We start from the raw sequence: 15,430 nt of genomic DNA on the forward strand, positions 1-15,430 counted from the left end.
ATGTCGGGTGGGTGTTAGCCCTTCCCTAAAGTTTTAGCCCTCGCACTCGATGCAGTAGGACAGGCCGCCCTCTTCGCGTGCAATCTGCGAGCGGTGGCGCACCAGGAAGCAGGATGCGCAGGTGAACTCGTCGTCCTGAGCGGGCAGAACAACAACGTTCAGCTCCTCGTTGGAGAGGTCAGCACCGGGCAGCTCGAAGCTTTCTGCTGCGCTGTTTTCGTCTTCGTCCACCGCACCGGACTGCATCTCGGAACGGCGGGCGTTCAGCTCCTCGTAGGACTCTTCGTTCTGCTCTTCGTCCTGCTTGCGAGGTGCATCGTAATCAGTTGCCAAACTTTCACGCTCCGTTGGTTCTGTGGCTGTGTGTTGAACTAGGCCACGCTGGTTTAATGAGTGCTCTAGGTGCCGCTGGTGAGGATTTAACCCCGACGGCATGCCAGGTATTGTTCACCATTGGCACCCTATTTGTCTAATCCTGGGTAGGCTTTGGACGGTTTAGGCGTCACATTCTAGCTTTTTCGGTCCGAAAAGTACATCTTTTTTTGGGGAAAATCCCGCCTCCGCTACTGATTTACCGCGCTTTCACGGTACCCTGGAAGGTAGTTTGCGTTCCGTGCAACACATTCACGAACGCGTCCGGTTCACCTATGGAGGTTCTCATGCTTGAACTGCGTCTGATTGGCGTTCACGATGACGGCGAAAATCTGGTGCTTGAGTCTGCTGACGGCACCCGCTTCTTGCTGCCGATTGACGCGAACCTGCGCACGAGCATCACCAAGGCTCGCCGTATTCAGCCCGCCCGCGGTCTGGGCGCTAAGGGCACCTACGGTCCGCGCGATATTCAGACCCGTTTCCGTCAGGGTGCCTCCGTTGAGGAAATCGCTGAAGAGTCCGGTTGGGAGCCGGAGCGCGTGCGCCGCTACGAGTGGCCGATCGTTGCTGAGCGTGCCCACATTATTCGTGCCGCTCAGAGCGTGAAGATTGGTCGCCGCAGCTCCGCTTCGGGTACCGCACAGATTCCCGTGACCCTGAGCGCCCGCATTGAGGAAGTCTCCGAGCGTTACGGTTTTGAGGACGCAACCCAGGACTGGACCACCCGCCAGCAGGAGAACGGCCAGTGGCGCGTTGAGGTTGATATTGCGCTGAAGGATTCGGTGCGTCAGAACCTGCCCGCGCAGGTCGTCTTCCCCGCACGTTGGGTGTACAACCCGGCAAACCAGGGCCTGTACGCTTCGAATGAGGCGGCGTACTTCCTGATGGGCAATAGTGAGGACGCTGTTGCCGCCGCCGCGAAGAAGGCTCCCGTGGAGGTTCCTCCCGCCCGCCTGCCGAAGGCACCCGAGCCCGCACCGGCACCCCTTACTTCCTCTGAGAGCGCTGATGAGCGTAAGCTCAAGGAGCTTTTGGAGCGCGCCCGCTCGGTGCGCCCGGCGCAGGTTGAGGAGCCCGAGGTGTTCGTGCACCGCGAGTCCGCTCAGCCCGCTGAGGCACCCGAAGCTGCTGCACCGGCAGAAGCTCCGAAGGCTGAAGAACCCGCACCGGTTGCAGAGCCTGCGGCACCCGCAGCACCCGCTACTGAAGCGCCCGCCGAGGCTGCATCTGCTCGCGGCCCGCTGACCGGTGCACCCGCCGCACACACCCCCGCGGCGCATCCGGCACCGGAAGATTACAGCGAGCACGCACCCGCCGAAGAGCCTGCTGAAGCACCGGCTGAATCCGCACCCGCAGAAGCTGCTGAAGCTCCCGCATCGGAGAAGCCCAAGTCTTCCTCGAAGAAGCAGCGCGTGAGCGTTCCCGCTTGGGACGACATCATCTTCGGCGGCCGCAAGTAAGCGACCGCCCTCGCGCCGCCCGATAGAGGCATCAAGACGAGAGCATCTAGACATACGAAAGCCGCCGGTTATTCGCGTGAATAACCGGCGGCTTTTCTATCTTCTCAGCCTGTATCCGCTGAGCGGGGCTCTTCCGAATCTTAGAAGGTCTTGAGCATGCGCAACGGCACCAGACGCTCAGCGTCCGTGAGCGAACCGTGCTGACCAACCATGTGCAGGGCACGCTCCTGGTAGTGGCGCATATCGTACAGCGCCCAGTCATCGCGAGCGCACACCATCAGGTCGCCAATACGGCCGCGCGCCGCATCCGTGATGACCGGGCCGAAGTAGCCGGCACGCATCAGCTCGCGAGAGTCAATCACCCAGGCGCGCTCGCCCCAGTACTGCGCCCAACGCTGAGCGGTGGCGGTGCGTGCCGCCTCCGAGGTGTCTTCGAGGTACAGGTGCACGGCGCGCGGTTCACCGGCGGTCATGGCGATATTGCGGGTCAGCTCCTCCACGCCAGAGTAGTCGATGCGCTGATGCTCGGGCACGTTCACCATGCCGTGATCGGCGGTCACGAAGAGTGCCGCCCACGCCGGGGCGCGCTCCGCCAGACGCTTCAGCGCCGAGTTCAGTTCCTCCAGCTGCTGTAGCCATTCGTCGCTGCCCACGCCGTAGCGGTGGCCCGCCGCGTCAATCTCGCCCCAGTACAGGTACACGGTGGTGGGGGTGCGACTGGAGAGCGCCTCCAGGGCGTAGGTGACGCGGGCGTTGTAGCCGACGGCGTCCACGAAGTCGCCGCCGCGTAGCGCCGCCTCCGTCAGGCCGGTACCGCGGTACTTACCCAGCGAAATGGTGAGCACGCGGCGGTTCGTATGGTGGCGTTCCAGCACGGTCGGCAGCGGCTGCCAGGCGTGCGGGTCCACCGACTGATCCCAGCCGGACAGGTGGTTCATGACCGAGCCCACTCCCCCATTACCTGCCGGGTTACGCACCTCGTAGCCGGCAATGCCGTGCGCGCCGGGTGCCGTGCCGGTGCCCAGCGAGGTCAGGGAGGCGGCGGTCGTGGTGGGGAACGCGGCGTCCAGCGGGCCCAGGTTCAGGGTCTTACGCAGGGCGGGCGCGTAGCCGCCGTAGCTGTTGAGCAGCTGCTCGCCCAGGCCGTCCACCATGATCACGCAGGCGTGGCGGAACGACGCCGGATCAACGTCCTGCTCCGCGAGGCGGCCGGCAAGGTTCAGCGGGTCGGCAACAGAGTTGAACGCCGGGTCGGAATCTAGCGCGTGCGCGGGGCGCGCCAGGCTTCGCTGAGCCACCAGAGAGGAGGCGGACTCCAGCACATCGGCAATGCTATTGCTGCCGTAGGCGGGCGCGGGAGGCAACGGCGCGCCCAGAACATCGTGCAGGGTGGTCTGTTCGGTGCGGGACGGGGCCGTCATAGGTTCCTCTCGGGTGTGTCTCTCAGGGTGTGGCGAGTGCTAATCGCGAGCGCCGTTGGGTGGCAGGCGCGGGATGCCGGTGGTTATCGGCGGGTTGTGTACATGCGGGCACGGTGCAGAGCACGCGCAAAATGCTGCGCACGCTGAACCGACTCCGGGCCGTCAGCGGTCGCAGACACACGTACCGCAATGTCCTCGCGGCGCGCATCACCGGTGTAGCCGTGGTCGGCGTTGCACTGCGGATCCTGGCAACCGGCGGGCGCCAGCTCCACGTGCAGGGAGCCGGTCCAGGCAATCTGGAAGGAAATCTCGGTCGGTGCGGTGCTACCGGCGTTGTACGCCTGCGGCTGGCTGAAACCGTAGCTGATGGTGACCGCGTTCAGGGCGCTCAGGTGCACCGCCTCCACGCTCACGTGCGCCACGGTACCCTGCGCATCCCCCTCAAGGTGCTGGTCGTCCAGGTGCGCAAAGATGACGTGCTCGCCGCAGAGCACCATCACGGTGATGTGGCGGTGAAAATCATCGCGCGAGAAGTGGGTTTCGTGCTGTACGAAGTGTGCGTCCGGGTTCATGCCTGCCAGCGCGTCATCCACTACTTCCAGCACGAGGTCGGGGTAGAAACCGGCATGCTTAATATCTGCGACCAGTTGCTCGCGTTCGGGGGTGGTGGCGTACATCGTACCTCTTTCGTGCGGTGCCCTCATGAGGCGACGTCGGTCGGCGCACGCGATGAAGGCGGTTAGGTATTACTCCCCTCTACCTTAGAGGGTTCCAGCCGGGCTGTGCTACTTGACCACGCTAATACAGCCGCATATGACGGCGTGTACTCCCCCGTCGTGCTTCAGTTACTGCCCCGCAACCGTCTTGGTGCACCCCGCAGGTGACGCTGACCAACCAGCCCGATTCATCCGCTCCCACCCGCTAAAATAGGAAGAGCGAAAACACACCGACACGAGGAGATATATGGCTCGCCGATCCAAATCCGCCGTCAGCGACTACCCGGTGGATGTGGTAGAGAATATTGTCGACATCGACGTATCCGCCGAGATGGAATCCAGCTTCCTGGAATACTCCTACTCGGTGATTTATTCGCGCGCCCTCCCCGACGCCCGCGACGGCCTCAAGCCCGTGCAGCGCCGCATCCTCTACATGATGCAGCAGATGGGTCTGCGCCCCGACAAGGGCCACGTCAAGAGCGCCCGCGTGACCGGCGAGGTCATGGGTAAGCTCCACCCGCACGGCGACGCCGCCATCTACGACGCTATGGTTCGCCTCGCCCAGCCCTTCGCGCTGCGTCTGCCCCTCGTGGACGGTCACGGTAACTTCGGTTCCCTCGACGACGGCCCGGCAGCCGCCCGATACACCGAAGCACGTATGGCGCCCGCCGCGCAGGCGCTCACCGCGGACCTCGAAGAAGACGTGGTTGACTTCGTACCGAACTACGACAACCAGTTCATGCAGCCTTCCGTGCTGCCCGCCGCGTTCCCGAACCTACTTGTCAACGGCACTACCGGCATCGCGGTCGGTATGGCAACCAACATGGCGCCGCACAACCTGCGCGAGGTCATCGCCGGTACCCGCCACCTCATCGCACACCCCGAGGCGAGCCTCAAAGACATCATGAAGTTCATCCCCGGCCCCGACCTGCCCACCGGCGGCACCATCGTGGGTTTGAGCGGAATCCGTGACGCCTACGAAACCGGCCGCGGCACCTTCAAGACCCGCGCGAAGGTATCCATCGAGCAGGTCAGCCCCCGCAAGCAGGGCATTGTCGTCACCGAACTGCCGTACATGGTCGGCCCCGAAAAGGTCATCGAAAAGATCAAGGACGGCGTCAACTCCAAGAAGCTCACCGGCATCTCGGACGTGGTCGACCTGACCGACCGCACCCACGGCCTGCGCCTCATCATCGAGATCAAGAACGGCTTCAACCCCGAGGCCGTGCTCGCCGCCCTATACAAGCACACCCCGCTCGAGGACTCCTTCGGCATCAACAACGTGGCGCTCGTGGACGGTCAGCCGCAGACCCTCGGCCTGCTCGACCTGATGCGCGTGTACATTGACCACCGCCTGAACGTGGTCCGCCGCCGCACCGAGTTCCGCCTGGGCAAGCGCACCGACCGCCTGCACCTGGTGGAGGGCCTGCTCGTGGCCATCCTCGACATTGACGAGGTCATCCAGATCATTCGTGAATCTGACGAGACCGCTCAGGCACGCGAAAAGCTGAAGGTCGTCTTCGACCTGACCGACACGCAGGCGAACCACATTCTGGAGCTGCGCCTGCGCCAGCTCACCAAGTACTCCCGCCTGGAGTTGGAAGCAGAACGCGATACCCTGCAGCAGGAAATCGCGGAATTGCAGCGCATCCTCGGCTCTGATGCGGCCCTGCGCGAGCTGGTTTCTGACGAGCTCGCCGAGGTCGCCGAACGCTACGGCACCGACCGCCGCACCCAGCTCAAGACCAAGGACGACATGCAGGTCGCCATCGAGGCGGTCACCGCGCAGTCCAAGGCGAAGAAGAGCCTGGGCCTGGCCCTCGAGATTGCCGACGAGCCCTGCTGGGTGCTGCTCTCCGCCACCGGCGTGATGGGACGCACCCCCGGCAAGCCCATCCGCGAGGCCCTCGTGGATCCCGGCAAGCGCTTCAAGCACGACGTGTTCGCTTCGATTGTGCCGACCACCGCACGCGGTGAGATTGGTGCCGTCACCTCCGCCGGACGCATGGTGCGTCTGTCCGTCATGGACATTCCGGTGCTGGACGAGAACGGCGGCACCCCCTCCATGGCGTCGGCGGTGAAGGCAACCGAGCTGGTTCAGCTTGCTAAGGGTGAGAAGCTGATTGCACTCGTGCCGCTGAGCACCGTGCTGGCGATGGCAACCGCCGGCGGCGTGATTAAGCGCGTGAACCCCGACTACCCGCTGAACCAGACCGAGTGGGACATCATGAAGCTCAAGGACGGCGACGAAATCGTAGCCGCAGCCCCCTGCCCCACCGACGATGCGGTGCTCACCTTCGTCACCCGCGACGCAAAACTGCTGACCTTCGATGCCGCCAAGGTTCGTCCGCAGGGACGCACCGGCGGCGGTATCGCAGGCATCAAGCTTGCCGACGGCGACCGCGTCATCGCCCTGGGTGTGACCGCGCCCGGCGACGCGGCGGAGGTCGTGACCGTCACCAACGGCAAGGACGGCCTGGCGAGCGCCAAGGTCACCGCGCTGAGCGAGTACCCGCAGAAGGGCCGCGCGACCGGTGGCGTGCGCGCGCACCGATTCCTCACCGGTGAGAGCCAGCTGGCCCTGGCCTGGGTTGGCGTGGGCCCGGCGAAGGCGGCATCCTCCGGCGGCGTGGCTCGTTCCCTGCCGACCGAGCACGGTGCCCGCGACGGCTCCGGCGTGATGCTCACCCAGAGCATCGGTGTGGTTGGTCCGAACTACGCGGCTGTTTCTGCTGCGCTGGCGGTTAGCCCGGAGGGTGAAAAGCTCTTCTAGGCGCGCCGTTCACGGCCTTTCGACCTCAGGTTGCTAACGAAGCCGGGGGTGAAGACACGTTGTGTGTGTCTTCACCCCCGGCTTTTATGTGGTGTACCTTAAGTAACACAGCACACATTTATTGACGCATTGTTCTTAGAGGATTTGTCGTGCTTGATTTACTGTCCGTCACACCAGAGTTATTTATCGTGCTCCTGCTCGCTGCCTTCTGCGCGGGATGCATCGACTCTGTCGTGGGCGGAGGCGGCATGATCCAGCTCCCCGCCCTGCTCATGGCGCCCGGATTCTCACCCATCGCCGCTCTGAGCACCAATAAAGTTGCCAGCGCCATGGGCACTTTGATGAGTGCCTCAACCTATATTCGCTCGCTCAAAATCCCGTGGAAAATCCTGCTCCCCGTAGCGTTCGTGGCGTTCTGCGCCTCCGCCGCCGGCGCGTACTGCGCCACGATCCTGCCGGCACATATTTTCCGCCCCGCCATTGTGGTGGTTCTAGCCGCTATCCTCGTCTTCTCGGTGCTACAACCGCGCATACCTCGCGGACAGTCTCGCGCGCTCACAACCTCATCGTTCCTAGTGCGCGGCTTTGCACTGGGTCTGATTCTGGGCGGCTACGACGGCATCCTCGGGGCTGGCACCGGCGCGATGATGCTCGTCGCCCTGCAGATAGCCATGGGCTACGATATGCTCCACGCGACTGCGGCCGCCAAGGTTCTCAACACCGCCACCAACCTCGGCGCGCTCCTCTACTTCATTCCGCTGGGCTCAATTCACTGGCTCCTCGGAATCGCCATGGGATGCGCCAACATGGCGGGAAGCTGGGTTGGTGCCCGCACCGCAATTCACCTGGGCGAGCGATTCATTCGCCGCGTGCTCGTTATCGTTATGACCCTCATGCTGCTGCGGATGAGCGCGCAAATACTCGGCTGGGTTTAGCTCCCTCCTCCCTACCCTCACCCGAACCTATTCGCGTGGAGATATAAACACTCAGAACTATCTGCGCACACAGAAAGGCCCCGGTACTTCCGTGAAGTACCGGGGCCTTCCTCGCAGTTTCTTGCGTTCAGCCTCGCACGCGGTGCCTGCCGCCCGGGTGCGTTTATAGGCGAACCACCTCGTCGCAGTGGGCGACATCCTCGGGACGGTGCGACACCAGAACCGTGGCCACCGAGCTGGCGCGGGTTGCCGCATCCAGGTCTGCCATGAGCGCGCGGGCAGACTCGGCGTCCAGGTGCGCGGTCGGCTCATCCAGCAGCAGAACCGGCGAGTTCACCAGCAGGGCGCGAGCCACCGCCAGGCGCTGACGCTGACCGCCCGACAGGAAGGAACCGCCGGCACCCACGGGGGTGCGCAGGCCCTTTGGCAGGGCGTCAAACCATTCGCCCAGACCCACGCGGCGCAGAACCTCGATGAGCTCCTCCTCGCTCGGTCGATCCGAACGGTCGCGGGCCAGCAGCAGGTTACCCTCGAGGGTCGACTCGAAGATATGCGCCGCCTGCGGGCACCACGCCGCGTAACCGCGCAGCTCTTCGGGATCCAGCACCTCGCCGACGGCCTCGATGCGGCCCGACTCCAGGGGCAGGAAGCCCAGCAGGGTGGCAAGCACGGTGGACTTGCCGGATCCGGAGGGGCCGGTCACCGCGGTCCAGGAGCCCTCGCGAGCCGTCAGGTTCAGGTGTGCGAAGACCGGGTGGTCCATGCCAGGCCAGCGGGCGGAACCGTCCTGCATGGCCAGGGCGGGGGCCGCGCCGGCGACCTTCACGCCGAGCTGCTGCGGGGTGCCGCATCCGACCAGCTTGGGCTCGCCGGGCTTGGGCGGGCGCGGGGAATCAGCCTTGGACTCAGCCGCAGAGTCGGGGCGCGCGAAGCGGCGGGCACGCTGGCGGTCCGCCTCCAGCAGCTCCTCCATCTCGGCCTCGGCACGGGCACGCAGACGCTCGGCACGACGCGGCAGAACGTGGGTGTCTACCTCGGCTTCGGTGGGCACGGAACGCTTCAGGGTCGAGGTGGCGACAACGCCCTCCAGGGATACGTCGCGAACGCTCGGGGCAATCGAGGCGAGCAGACGGGCGAACTCGGGCCAGGAGCGAACCGCCTCGATGTGGCCCAGGGAGCTCTCCAGCATGCCGGTGCACAGCAACACCACGATCGCTGACTCGGGGGCGCCCACGGTGCCGTTTACGGCCAGCGGGTAGGCAATCACGGCGCTCGCCAGCGCAGCGCCAAACCAGCTCAGCGCTACGAGGGTTCGGCCCAGGCCCTGGGCGGTCGAGCCCTTCTGCAGGGCGGAAAGGTTCTGCGCGTCCAGCTCGTTGTTGGCGCGTTCGGCGGTGTTCGCCACGCCGTTGGCGCGCAGGTCCTCGGCGGCGGAGAGCATACCGGTGCCCAGGCGCAGCATACGTGCGGTGGACTGGCGGGCCAGAGCCTCCGCGCGGGCATCGGCACGAAGCACGGCCCAGGGGGCCACAAAGGTGCTCACCAGCACCGCCGCCAGCACGGGAATCAGGGCCTGGGGCAGGATGCACGCGGTCGTCACCAGCGCGGCAATCATGACCAGCAGGTGCGCGGCCGGTGGAATAATCACGCGCGGAATACCGTCGCGAAGCTCGTCAATACCGCCCACGAGGCGCTCCAGCAGGGCGTCGCCGCGCAGCAGGGCGCGCACGCTGCTCACGCTCTGCCAGGCGCCAACCCAGGCGCGCAGACGCAGAATATTCGCGGCGGCAAGCACCTTCGAATGGGTCATTAGACGCTCAGCGTAGCGGGCGCAGGCACGACCCAGGCCGAAGAAACGCACGCCCACAATGGCGACCATCAGGTACATCATTGCCGGGCCCTCGGCGGCGCGAACAATCAGCCAGCCGGACAGCGCGGTCAGTGCCGCAGCCATCAGGGAAGTAATCGCAGCCATGATCACCGGGCCGGTTGCGGCGCGAACACCGATACCGGTCAGTTCCTTCAGGGTGCGCAAGCTTGCGAACAGGCCGGCAGGCTCGACTTCCTTGACCTCGGCAGCTGCGGAGGCGCCCGCCGGGGCGGTGCTTTCAGCCTCGTACTCTTCCCTGTCCTTGAGCAGGTGCGCGGGGGCTTGCGCAGGAACCGCAACGCGGGCGGTGTTCGCCTCGGCGGTCCAGGTGTAGCCCCGGGCGGTCTGCACGGCACGAACGAGTCTGTCACAGCCAGCGGCGAGCTCCTGCTCGTGGGTCACAATCAGCACGGTTGCGCCAAGTTCCGCCAGGCGGTGCAGGGCGCGGGTCACCAGGTATGCCGAGTAGGCGTCCAGGTGCGCGGTCGGCTCATCCACCAGGACGGTCAGCACAGTCTGCTCACCGCCGGCACGGTAGATAGCCTCGGAACGAGCCAGGGTACGTGCCACGGCGAGGCGGCGCGCCTGACCAGCGCTGAGGGCACCGGGTTCAAGGGCAGTCAGCTTCTCCATGCCCAGCTGAGCCAGCGGGCCAACCAGCAGCGCGGACTCGGCATCGGTGACGGACAGCTTCTTGGAGTCCATCGCTTCACCGAGCAGAGCGGCTGCACGCTCACGCTCCGCCTCGGTAGCGCTGAGTGCGTAGAGAGCCATTTCGGTCTGCACGGTGGGTGCGGTGAAGACCGGCGACTGCGGAATGACCAGGGTGGTTCCCAGACCGGTCACGCTACCGGTCAGGTGCACGGGATCCTCCGAGCCGGTGGGTACCAGGCCCTCACGCACGGCACCGGAGAACACGTTCAGCAGGGTGGACTTACCGCAACCGGACTCACCCATCACGCCGATAACCGCACCGCGCTCACCCTGGGCAGTTTCACCCTGAGTGGTGGCAACGCGACGGTCCAAGTTCAGGGACAGGTTAGTCAGCACCGCAGGACGCGCCGGGTAGCTCACCGACAGGTCCTCCACAGCGATGGTGGAAGGCTGAGCCTTCTGCACTGCCGTTTCCTGTGCAGTCGAGTCCGCAGCGGCGGCAGGCAGGGGCGCATCAATAATCTTCTGAGCGCTACGCAGGGCGGCAACGCCGTCCTCCGACTGGTGGTAGGCGGCACCCACATCACGCAGCGGCTGGTAGCATTCGGGAGCCAGCAGCAGCACGAGAATTGCGGTGTCCAGGCCCAGGGTGCCGTTGACCAGGCGCACACCAATCAGCACAGCAATCAGCGCCACCGAAATGGTGGTGATGAGCTCCAGGGCGAGCGAAGACATGAAGGCGCTACGCAGGGTCTGCATGGTGCGTTCACGGTAACGCTGACCGAGGGCGTTCATGGAGCGGGTCTGTGCACGTTCACGGCCCAGACCGATAATGACGGGCAGGCCGCGCACCAGCTCCAGAATATGGTCGGAGAGGCGGTGCAGTTCAGCCTGAGCTTCTGCGGTTTCGTCGCGGGTGTTCTTACCAATCAGGATCATGAACACCGGAATAAGCGGCAAGGTGCAGGCAAGCACCATGGCGCTCATCCAGTCCAGGGACGCCACAACAACCCAGAGGATGAACGGCACAATCGCGGTGGACACGAACGCGGTCAGGGTCTTGGTGTAGTAGTCATCCAGAGCGTTCAGGCCACGGGACAGCAGCACAGCGGTCGCGCCGGTACCTTCGGGGGTGTCTGCGCCACCGGTGGCGAGCACACGCTTGAGCAGCGAGGAACGAATCTGAGATTTCGCCCCGGAGGCGGCACGCTGCGCGCTCACAGCCAGCAGGTAGTCGGTACCCGAGCGGACGAGCAGGGCAGCCACGGCGACCGCAATCAGGCCGGGGGTAATGGTGTCTGCGTCACCGAAGATACCACCGAGGCCGAGCAACCAGCCGCCGTGCGCCTCCAGCTGCGCCTGCGCGGAGCCCGAGAACTCAATGTAGGCGCGGTACACGTCCGGGGCGCTGGTCTCTTTGAGGCGCGCGTGCTCGGCGGCAACAGCGGCGAAACCGGCGTGTGCCGCGCGGGCAATAATCACAGCCAGGGCGGCGCTGAAAAGCACCGTCGCAAGGGTGTGCACGGCGGTGATGACACCGAACGTGCTGAGGGTTTTACGGGCGTCAGGGCCCAGGGGCGGGCGGCGGTCAGCGCGGTCGTTGCGCTTTCCTTCGGTCACCTCTGGTGCCTCAGTGTTCTGATGTTTGTCAGCATGACGCGGTGTGTGCGTTCGACTCACGTGTTGTCCTTAGTCTTCTGCTGTTTTTACCTCCCATCAGTTTAAGGGTTGGGCTATCTAATACCTATTTGACCAGTCAAGTTTCGGATAATTGGCTGGTCCTCACCCAGCGCTAGTTCTAGCCGCGCATCGCGTCGGCAGGGCTCTTGCGGGACGCCACCCACGCCGGGTACGCCGAAGACACCAGACCGGTAAGGGCGCCAACGCCCACGCCGAGCACCACGAATCCGGGTGAGAGAACCGCCTGCCAGCCCTGCACGAGCGAAAGAATGATGGTCGCAATCATGCCGGAGCAGGCGCCGATGGAGCCGCCGAGCACGCCGAGCATGACGCCCTCCATGAGGAAGATGCGGGCAATCAGCCATTTACTCGATCCGATGGCGCGGCGCAGCGCAATCTCTGCGGTGCGCGATTGCACGGACAGATACATTGCGGTTGCCGCCGAGAGGGAGGCGAGCACCAGCAGAATACCGGAGAGCACACCCACGTACAGACCCAGATCCGAGGCGATAGACGCGCGCAGGCTCTGCAGGTCGGAGGGGGTTTCCACGTTGATTTGGCTGGGTTCAGCGGGCTTGAGGGTCAGCGGAATCGCCTTGGCGACCGCTTTGCCGTAGCCCCGTTCGGTTTCGGCAATGTAGGTCACCTGGCCGCGTCCGGTGCGCTGAAGTGTGCCCGGCGAGACAATGACCGTGTTCCTGAATTCGTAGCCGCTATTGCCGGGGTCGAAGAGGCCGACGACCGGCATCAGCTGACCGTCCACCCAGATGCTCACACCGGGTGCCACCTGCGGCAGCCCGCCGAGCTTAATACCGTAGTCGACGACGGGCATCTCGCCGGGGCGGGGCTCGGTTGTGGCGTTATCTGCAGCCTTATCTTCGGGGATAATGCCGAGGGCGCGGGCAGCGGAGACCGAGACGATAGCGCCGGAGAGCTGCTCGGCGCGTTCACGGTCGGCAACATTCTGCTGGGTGAGGGTCGAGTTCATCTGTTCGAGCGCACGCAGGGTTTCGGGGTTCATGCGGGCACCGATTTGCTCGAGCCGGGTCTTCGAGGTGGAGCTGAGGCCAATCGCCGTTTTGGGTTCGTCCTCATAGGGGCTGAATCGGGTGATTCGCACGTCGGCGGGCGCCACGCTGCTGACGAATCCGGTGTTCTTCACGTAGTCCAGCGCGCTAATGCGGTCGGCAACATTCTGCGCGGATTCGCCCTGCCGGTAGGTTCCGAGCACGTTCTCATCATTATCCCTGTCGCTGATGTAGAGCGTGGATTGTTCGGATCCGAGCAGGCGCTGGTTCACCTGGTAGCTGGCGGATTCGCTCATGCCGGCGGCGCTGATGAGTCCGCCCACGCCCAGTGCGAAGGACAGACCCAGTAGCAGGGTGCGTAGCGGTCGTGAGGTGAGCGCCGAGATTGCCTCGATGCTGTCGTCGGTGAGGAAGCTTCCGCGGCGATGCGTAGCGGGCTTCTCCCCCGGTGCGAGGCTGGCGGAGGCGTCTACCGGGGCACCTACCGTGGCTTCTGCCGGGGTGTCCGTTGCAACCGGCACAGCCTCGGCAACCGGCACCGTAGCCAAGTCGGCGCGGCTCTGCTCGTGCAGCTGCCCATCCTCAATGCGGATCACGCGGCGGGCGGCGGCGGCAACCTCCGGGTCGTGGGTAATAACCAGCACGGTACAGCCGGTCGCGTTAATGCGCTGAAGAATCTCAATGACCTTGGCGCTATTGTGGCTATCCAGGTTGCCGGTCGGCTCGTCGGCAAGAATCAGCGGCGGGCGCGTGGCGAGGGCACGAGCAATGGCGCAGCGCTGCTTCTCGCCGCCGGAGAGGTAGCGGGTGCGGATGCTGGCGCGGTCGCTCAACCCCAGAAATTCTAGGGTTTCTTCGGTGCGTTGCAGGCGCTCGCTGTAGGGTACGCCCTGCACGCGCAGACCCATGGAGGCGTTGGTCGTGCTGGTTTCGTCCAGCAGCATGTTTGAGGATTGGAAGATGAAGCCGAGGTGATCTCGGCGCATTTCGTCGCGTTCTCTGTCGCTGAGTCCTTCCGTGTTTTTGCCGAAGAGGCTGTAGGTTCCGCTGGTGGGAGTGTCGAGCAGACCAATGGCGTTGAGCAGGGTGGATTTACCGGAGCCCGACGGACCAATAATGGCGAGGAATTCGCCGCGTTCGACCACCAGGTCGAGGTGGTCGAGGACTGCTCGTTCGCTCCCCTCGAAAACACGGGTAATGCCGTGCATTTCGATAGCGGGCGCGGTACCGAGCCCGGCAGCAGGTGTAGCGGCGGACGCTACGTTGGGCGCAATTGTAGGCGCACGTCCTGGGCTTGTGTCTGGGGTTATCTTACGGCGGCTCATGAGACAAGCACCTTCTGTCCCGCGCTGAGGTTCGCGTTGATTGCGGCGTATCCGCCGGCAGTGCGTAGAACCTCAACGTTGACTCGTTCGGTGGCGGGCGCATCCTTGCTGGTCGAGGTGGAGCTTCCGCCCTTTTCAACGAGCACGTAGGTGCCCTGGGAGTCCTGGCGCACCGCGGTAGTCGGCACGGCGAGGGTGGTTGAGGTGTTGCCCTTACTGGTGATGGATGCGCTCTGGCCCGGCGTGAGCTTGCTCGGGTCGTCGGCGCTGAATCGCACGCTCTTCGCCGCGCCCTTGGAGGGGTCGTTCTGCAGCTCACCAATGCTGGTGATGGTACCTTCCACACTGCCGGTGGAGGTGCGCAGGCTAACGCGGTCGCCGGCCTTGAGCTTATTGGCAACGGAGAGCTCAACGCTGGATTCCACGTAGGGTTCGCTGGTTTCTACACTCGCGATGGGGTTGCCGTCGTTAATGAGCTGGCCGACTGCCGCAACTGCGGTGACGGTGTGGCTTCCGCCGGGCAGAATCGCGTAGTTGTTGCGGGCAATGCTGGTGACCCCTTCGCTGGGCACGCCGGTCAGGTGCGCGCGGTGCAGGCGCGTGACGGCGTCGAGGGTGTCTTCAGTGACGGTGCCGCTCTGAGCGGTGGCGTACCCGGCGGAGTTCAGTGCCTTCTGGAAGGCGAGCACGTCGTCGCCGTTATCGCCCAGGTTGAGGTCGCGGTACAGCGGCAGCGGCCCCTCCAGCACGAAGACGGGGTCGGCGCCAATGATGCCGATGAAGTCACCGGCCTTGAGCACGTTGCCGGGCTTCTGGTTCTGGTAGACGAGCACCGGCTCACCGTTGGTGCGCGCGCTAATCGGGGCGGTCTCCCCAGCCTTGGTGGTTCCGGCAATGGCGAGGCCCTCGCTGACGGTTCGTTCTTCAACCTTCGCCCAGACCGGGATCACGGTTTTTGCCTGCACGGCCGGGTCGGGGCCCGTGGCGGCGTAGCGGGTGCCCAGGTAGAAGGACAGCATGAGCGAACCGATGGCGAGGATTGCCAGCAGCAGGAGCACGCGGGGTCGGGCGATGCGCTCGCTGAAGCGGTGCCCGCTGTTTTGATTTTTCGTGTGAGTGGTCATGGCGGTGTCTTTCTGAACTGTGTCAGCGCTGTCTATTTCTCTGCGCTGCCTATTTCTTAGCGCCGTCTTTCG

9 protein-coding genes are annotated in these 15,430 nt (G+C 64.7%); 3 read left to right on the plus strand and 6 right to left on the minus strand.

Going from position 1 to position 15,430, the window contains the following annotated elements:
- Positions 1-33: 33 nt before the first annotated feature.
- The gene (locus HMPREF2528_RS06155) at positions 34-333 is read right to left on the minus strand and encodes a DUF4193 domain-containing protein (RefSeq protein ID WP_005506382.1); all 300 of its coding nucleotides are present in this window, start codon (positions 331-333) and stop codon (positions 34-36) included.
- 326 nt (positions 334-659) lie between these two features.
- Between HMPREF2528_RS06155 and sepH the strand changes: the two genes are divergently transcribed.
- Positions 660-1,832 carry a septation protein SepH gene (sepH, locus tag HMPREF2528_RS06160; RefSeq protein ID WP_210389025.1) on the plus strand — a complete coding sequence of 391 codons (1,173 nt, stop codon included), beginning with the start codon at positions 660-662 and terminating at the stop codon, positions 1,830-1,832.
- 140 nt (positions 1,833-1,972) lie between these two features.
- On the opposite strand, the gene HMPREF2528_RS06165 is transcribed toward sepH, so the two are convergent.
- Complete coding sequence (locus tag HMPREF2528_RS06165; RefSeq protein ID WP_070543230.1) at positions 1,973-3,253, minus strand: alkaline phosphatase family protein; 1,281 nt, start codon at positions 3,251-3,253, stop codon at positions 1,973-1,975.
- Positions 3,254-3,336: 83 nt separating this feature from the next.
- Positions 3,337-3,930: a DUF5998 family protein gene (locus HMPREF2528_RS06170; protein ID WP_070543234.1), complete on the minus strand. Its 594-nt coding sequence runs from the start codon at positions 3,928-3,930 to the stop codon at positions 3,337-3,339.
- A 286-nt stretch (positions 3,931-4,216) separates the two neighbouring features.
- Here HMPREF2528_RS06170 and HMPREF2528_RS06175 point away from each other — a divergent pair, with 286 nt between their 5' ends.
- Together HMPREF2528_RS06175 and HMPREF2528_RS06180 are read left to right on the plus strand one after the other, a co-directional pair.
- Positions 4,217-6,742, plus strand: coding sequence for a DNA gyrase/topoisomerase IV subunit A (locus HMPREF2528_RS06175; protein WP_070543238.1), 2,526 nt, complete (start codon positions 4,217-4,219; stop codon positions 6,740-6,742).
- A 188-nt stretch (positions 6,743-6,930) separates the two neighbouring features.
- Positions 6,931-7,677: a sulfite exporter TauE/SafE family protein gene (locus HMPREF2528_RS06180; RefSeq protein ID WP_256387662.1), complete on the plus strand. Its 747-nt coding sequence runs from the start codon at positions 6,931-6,933 to the stop codon at positions 7,675-7,677.
- Positions 7,678-7,840: 163 nt separating this feature from the next.
- Here HMPREF2528_RS06180 and HMPREF2528_RS06185 read toward each other — a convergent pair whose 3' ends face one another.
- The 3 genes from HMPREF2528_RS06185 to HMPREF2528_RS06195 form a co-directional block, all read right to left on the minus strand.
- Entirely contained in the window at positions 7,841-11,821 is a 3,981-nt protein-coding gene (locus HMPREF2528_RS06185) for a thiol reductant ABC exporter subunit CydD/CydC (protein ID WP_246823900.1), read from the minus strand.
- A gap of 178 nt (positions 11,822-11,999) precedes the next feature.
- Positions 12,000-14,234 carry an ABC transporter ATP-binding protein/permease gene (locus HMPREF2528_RS06190; RefSeq protein WP_070543248.1) on the minus strand — a complete coding sequence of 745 codons (2,235 nt, stop codon included), beginning with the start codon at positions 14,232-14,234 and terminating at the stop codon, positions 12,000-12,002.
- Entirely contained in the window at positions 14,231-15,358 is a 1,128-nt protein-coding gene (locus HMPREF2528_RS06195) for an efflux RND transporter periplasmic adaptor subunit (RefSeq protein ID WP_049326948.1), read from the minus strand. Before HMPREF2528_RS06195 ends, HMPREF2528_RS06190 begins: the two co-directional genes overlap by 4 nt.
- Between the last annotated feature and the right edge of the window lie 72 nt (positions 15,359-15,430).

It is taken from the genome of Rothia sp. HMSC078H08 (genome assembly GCF_001808955.1).
Taxonomy (GTDB): domain Bacteria; phylum Actinomycetota; class Actinomycetes; order Actinomycetales; family Micrococcaceae; genus Rothia.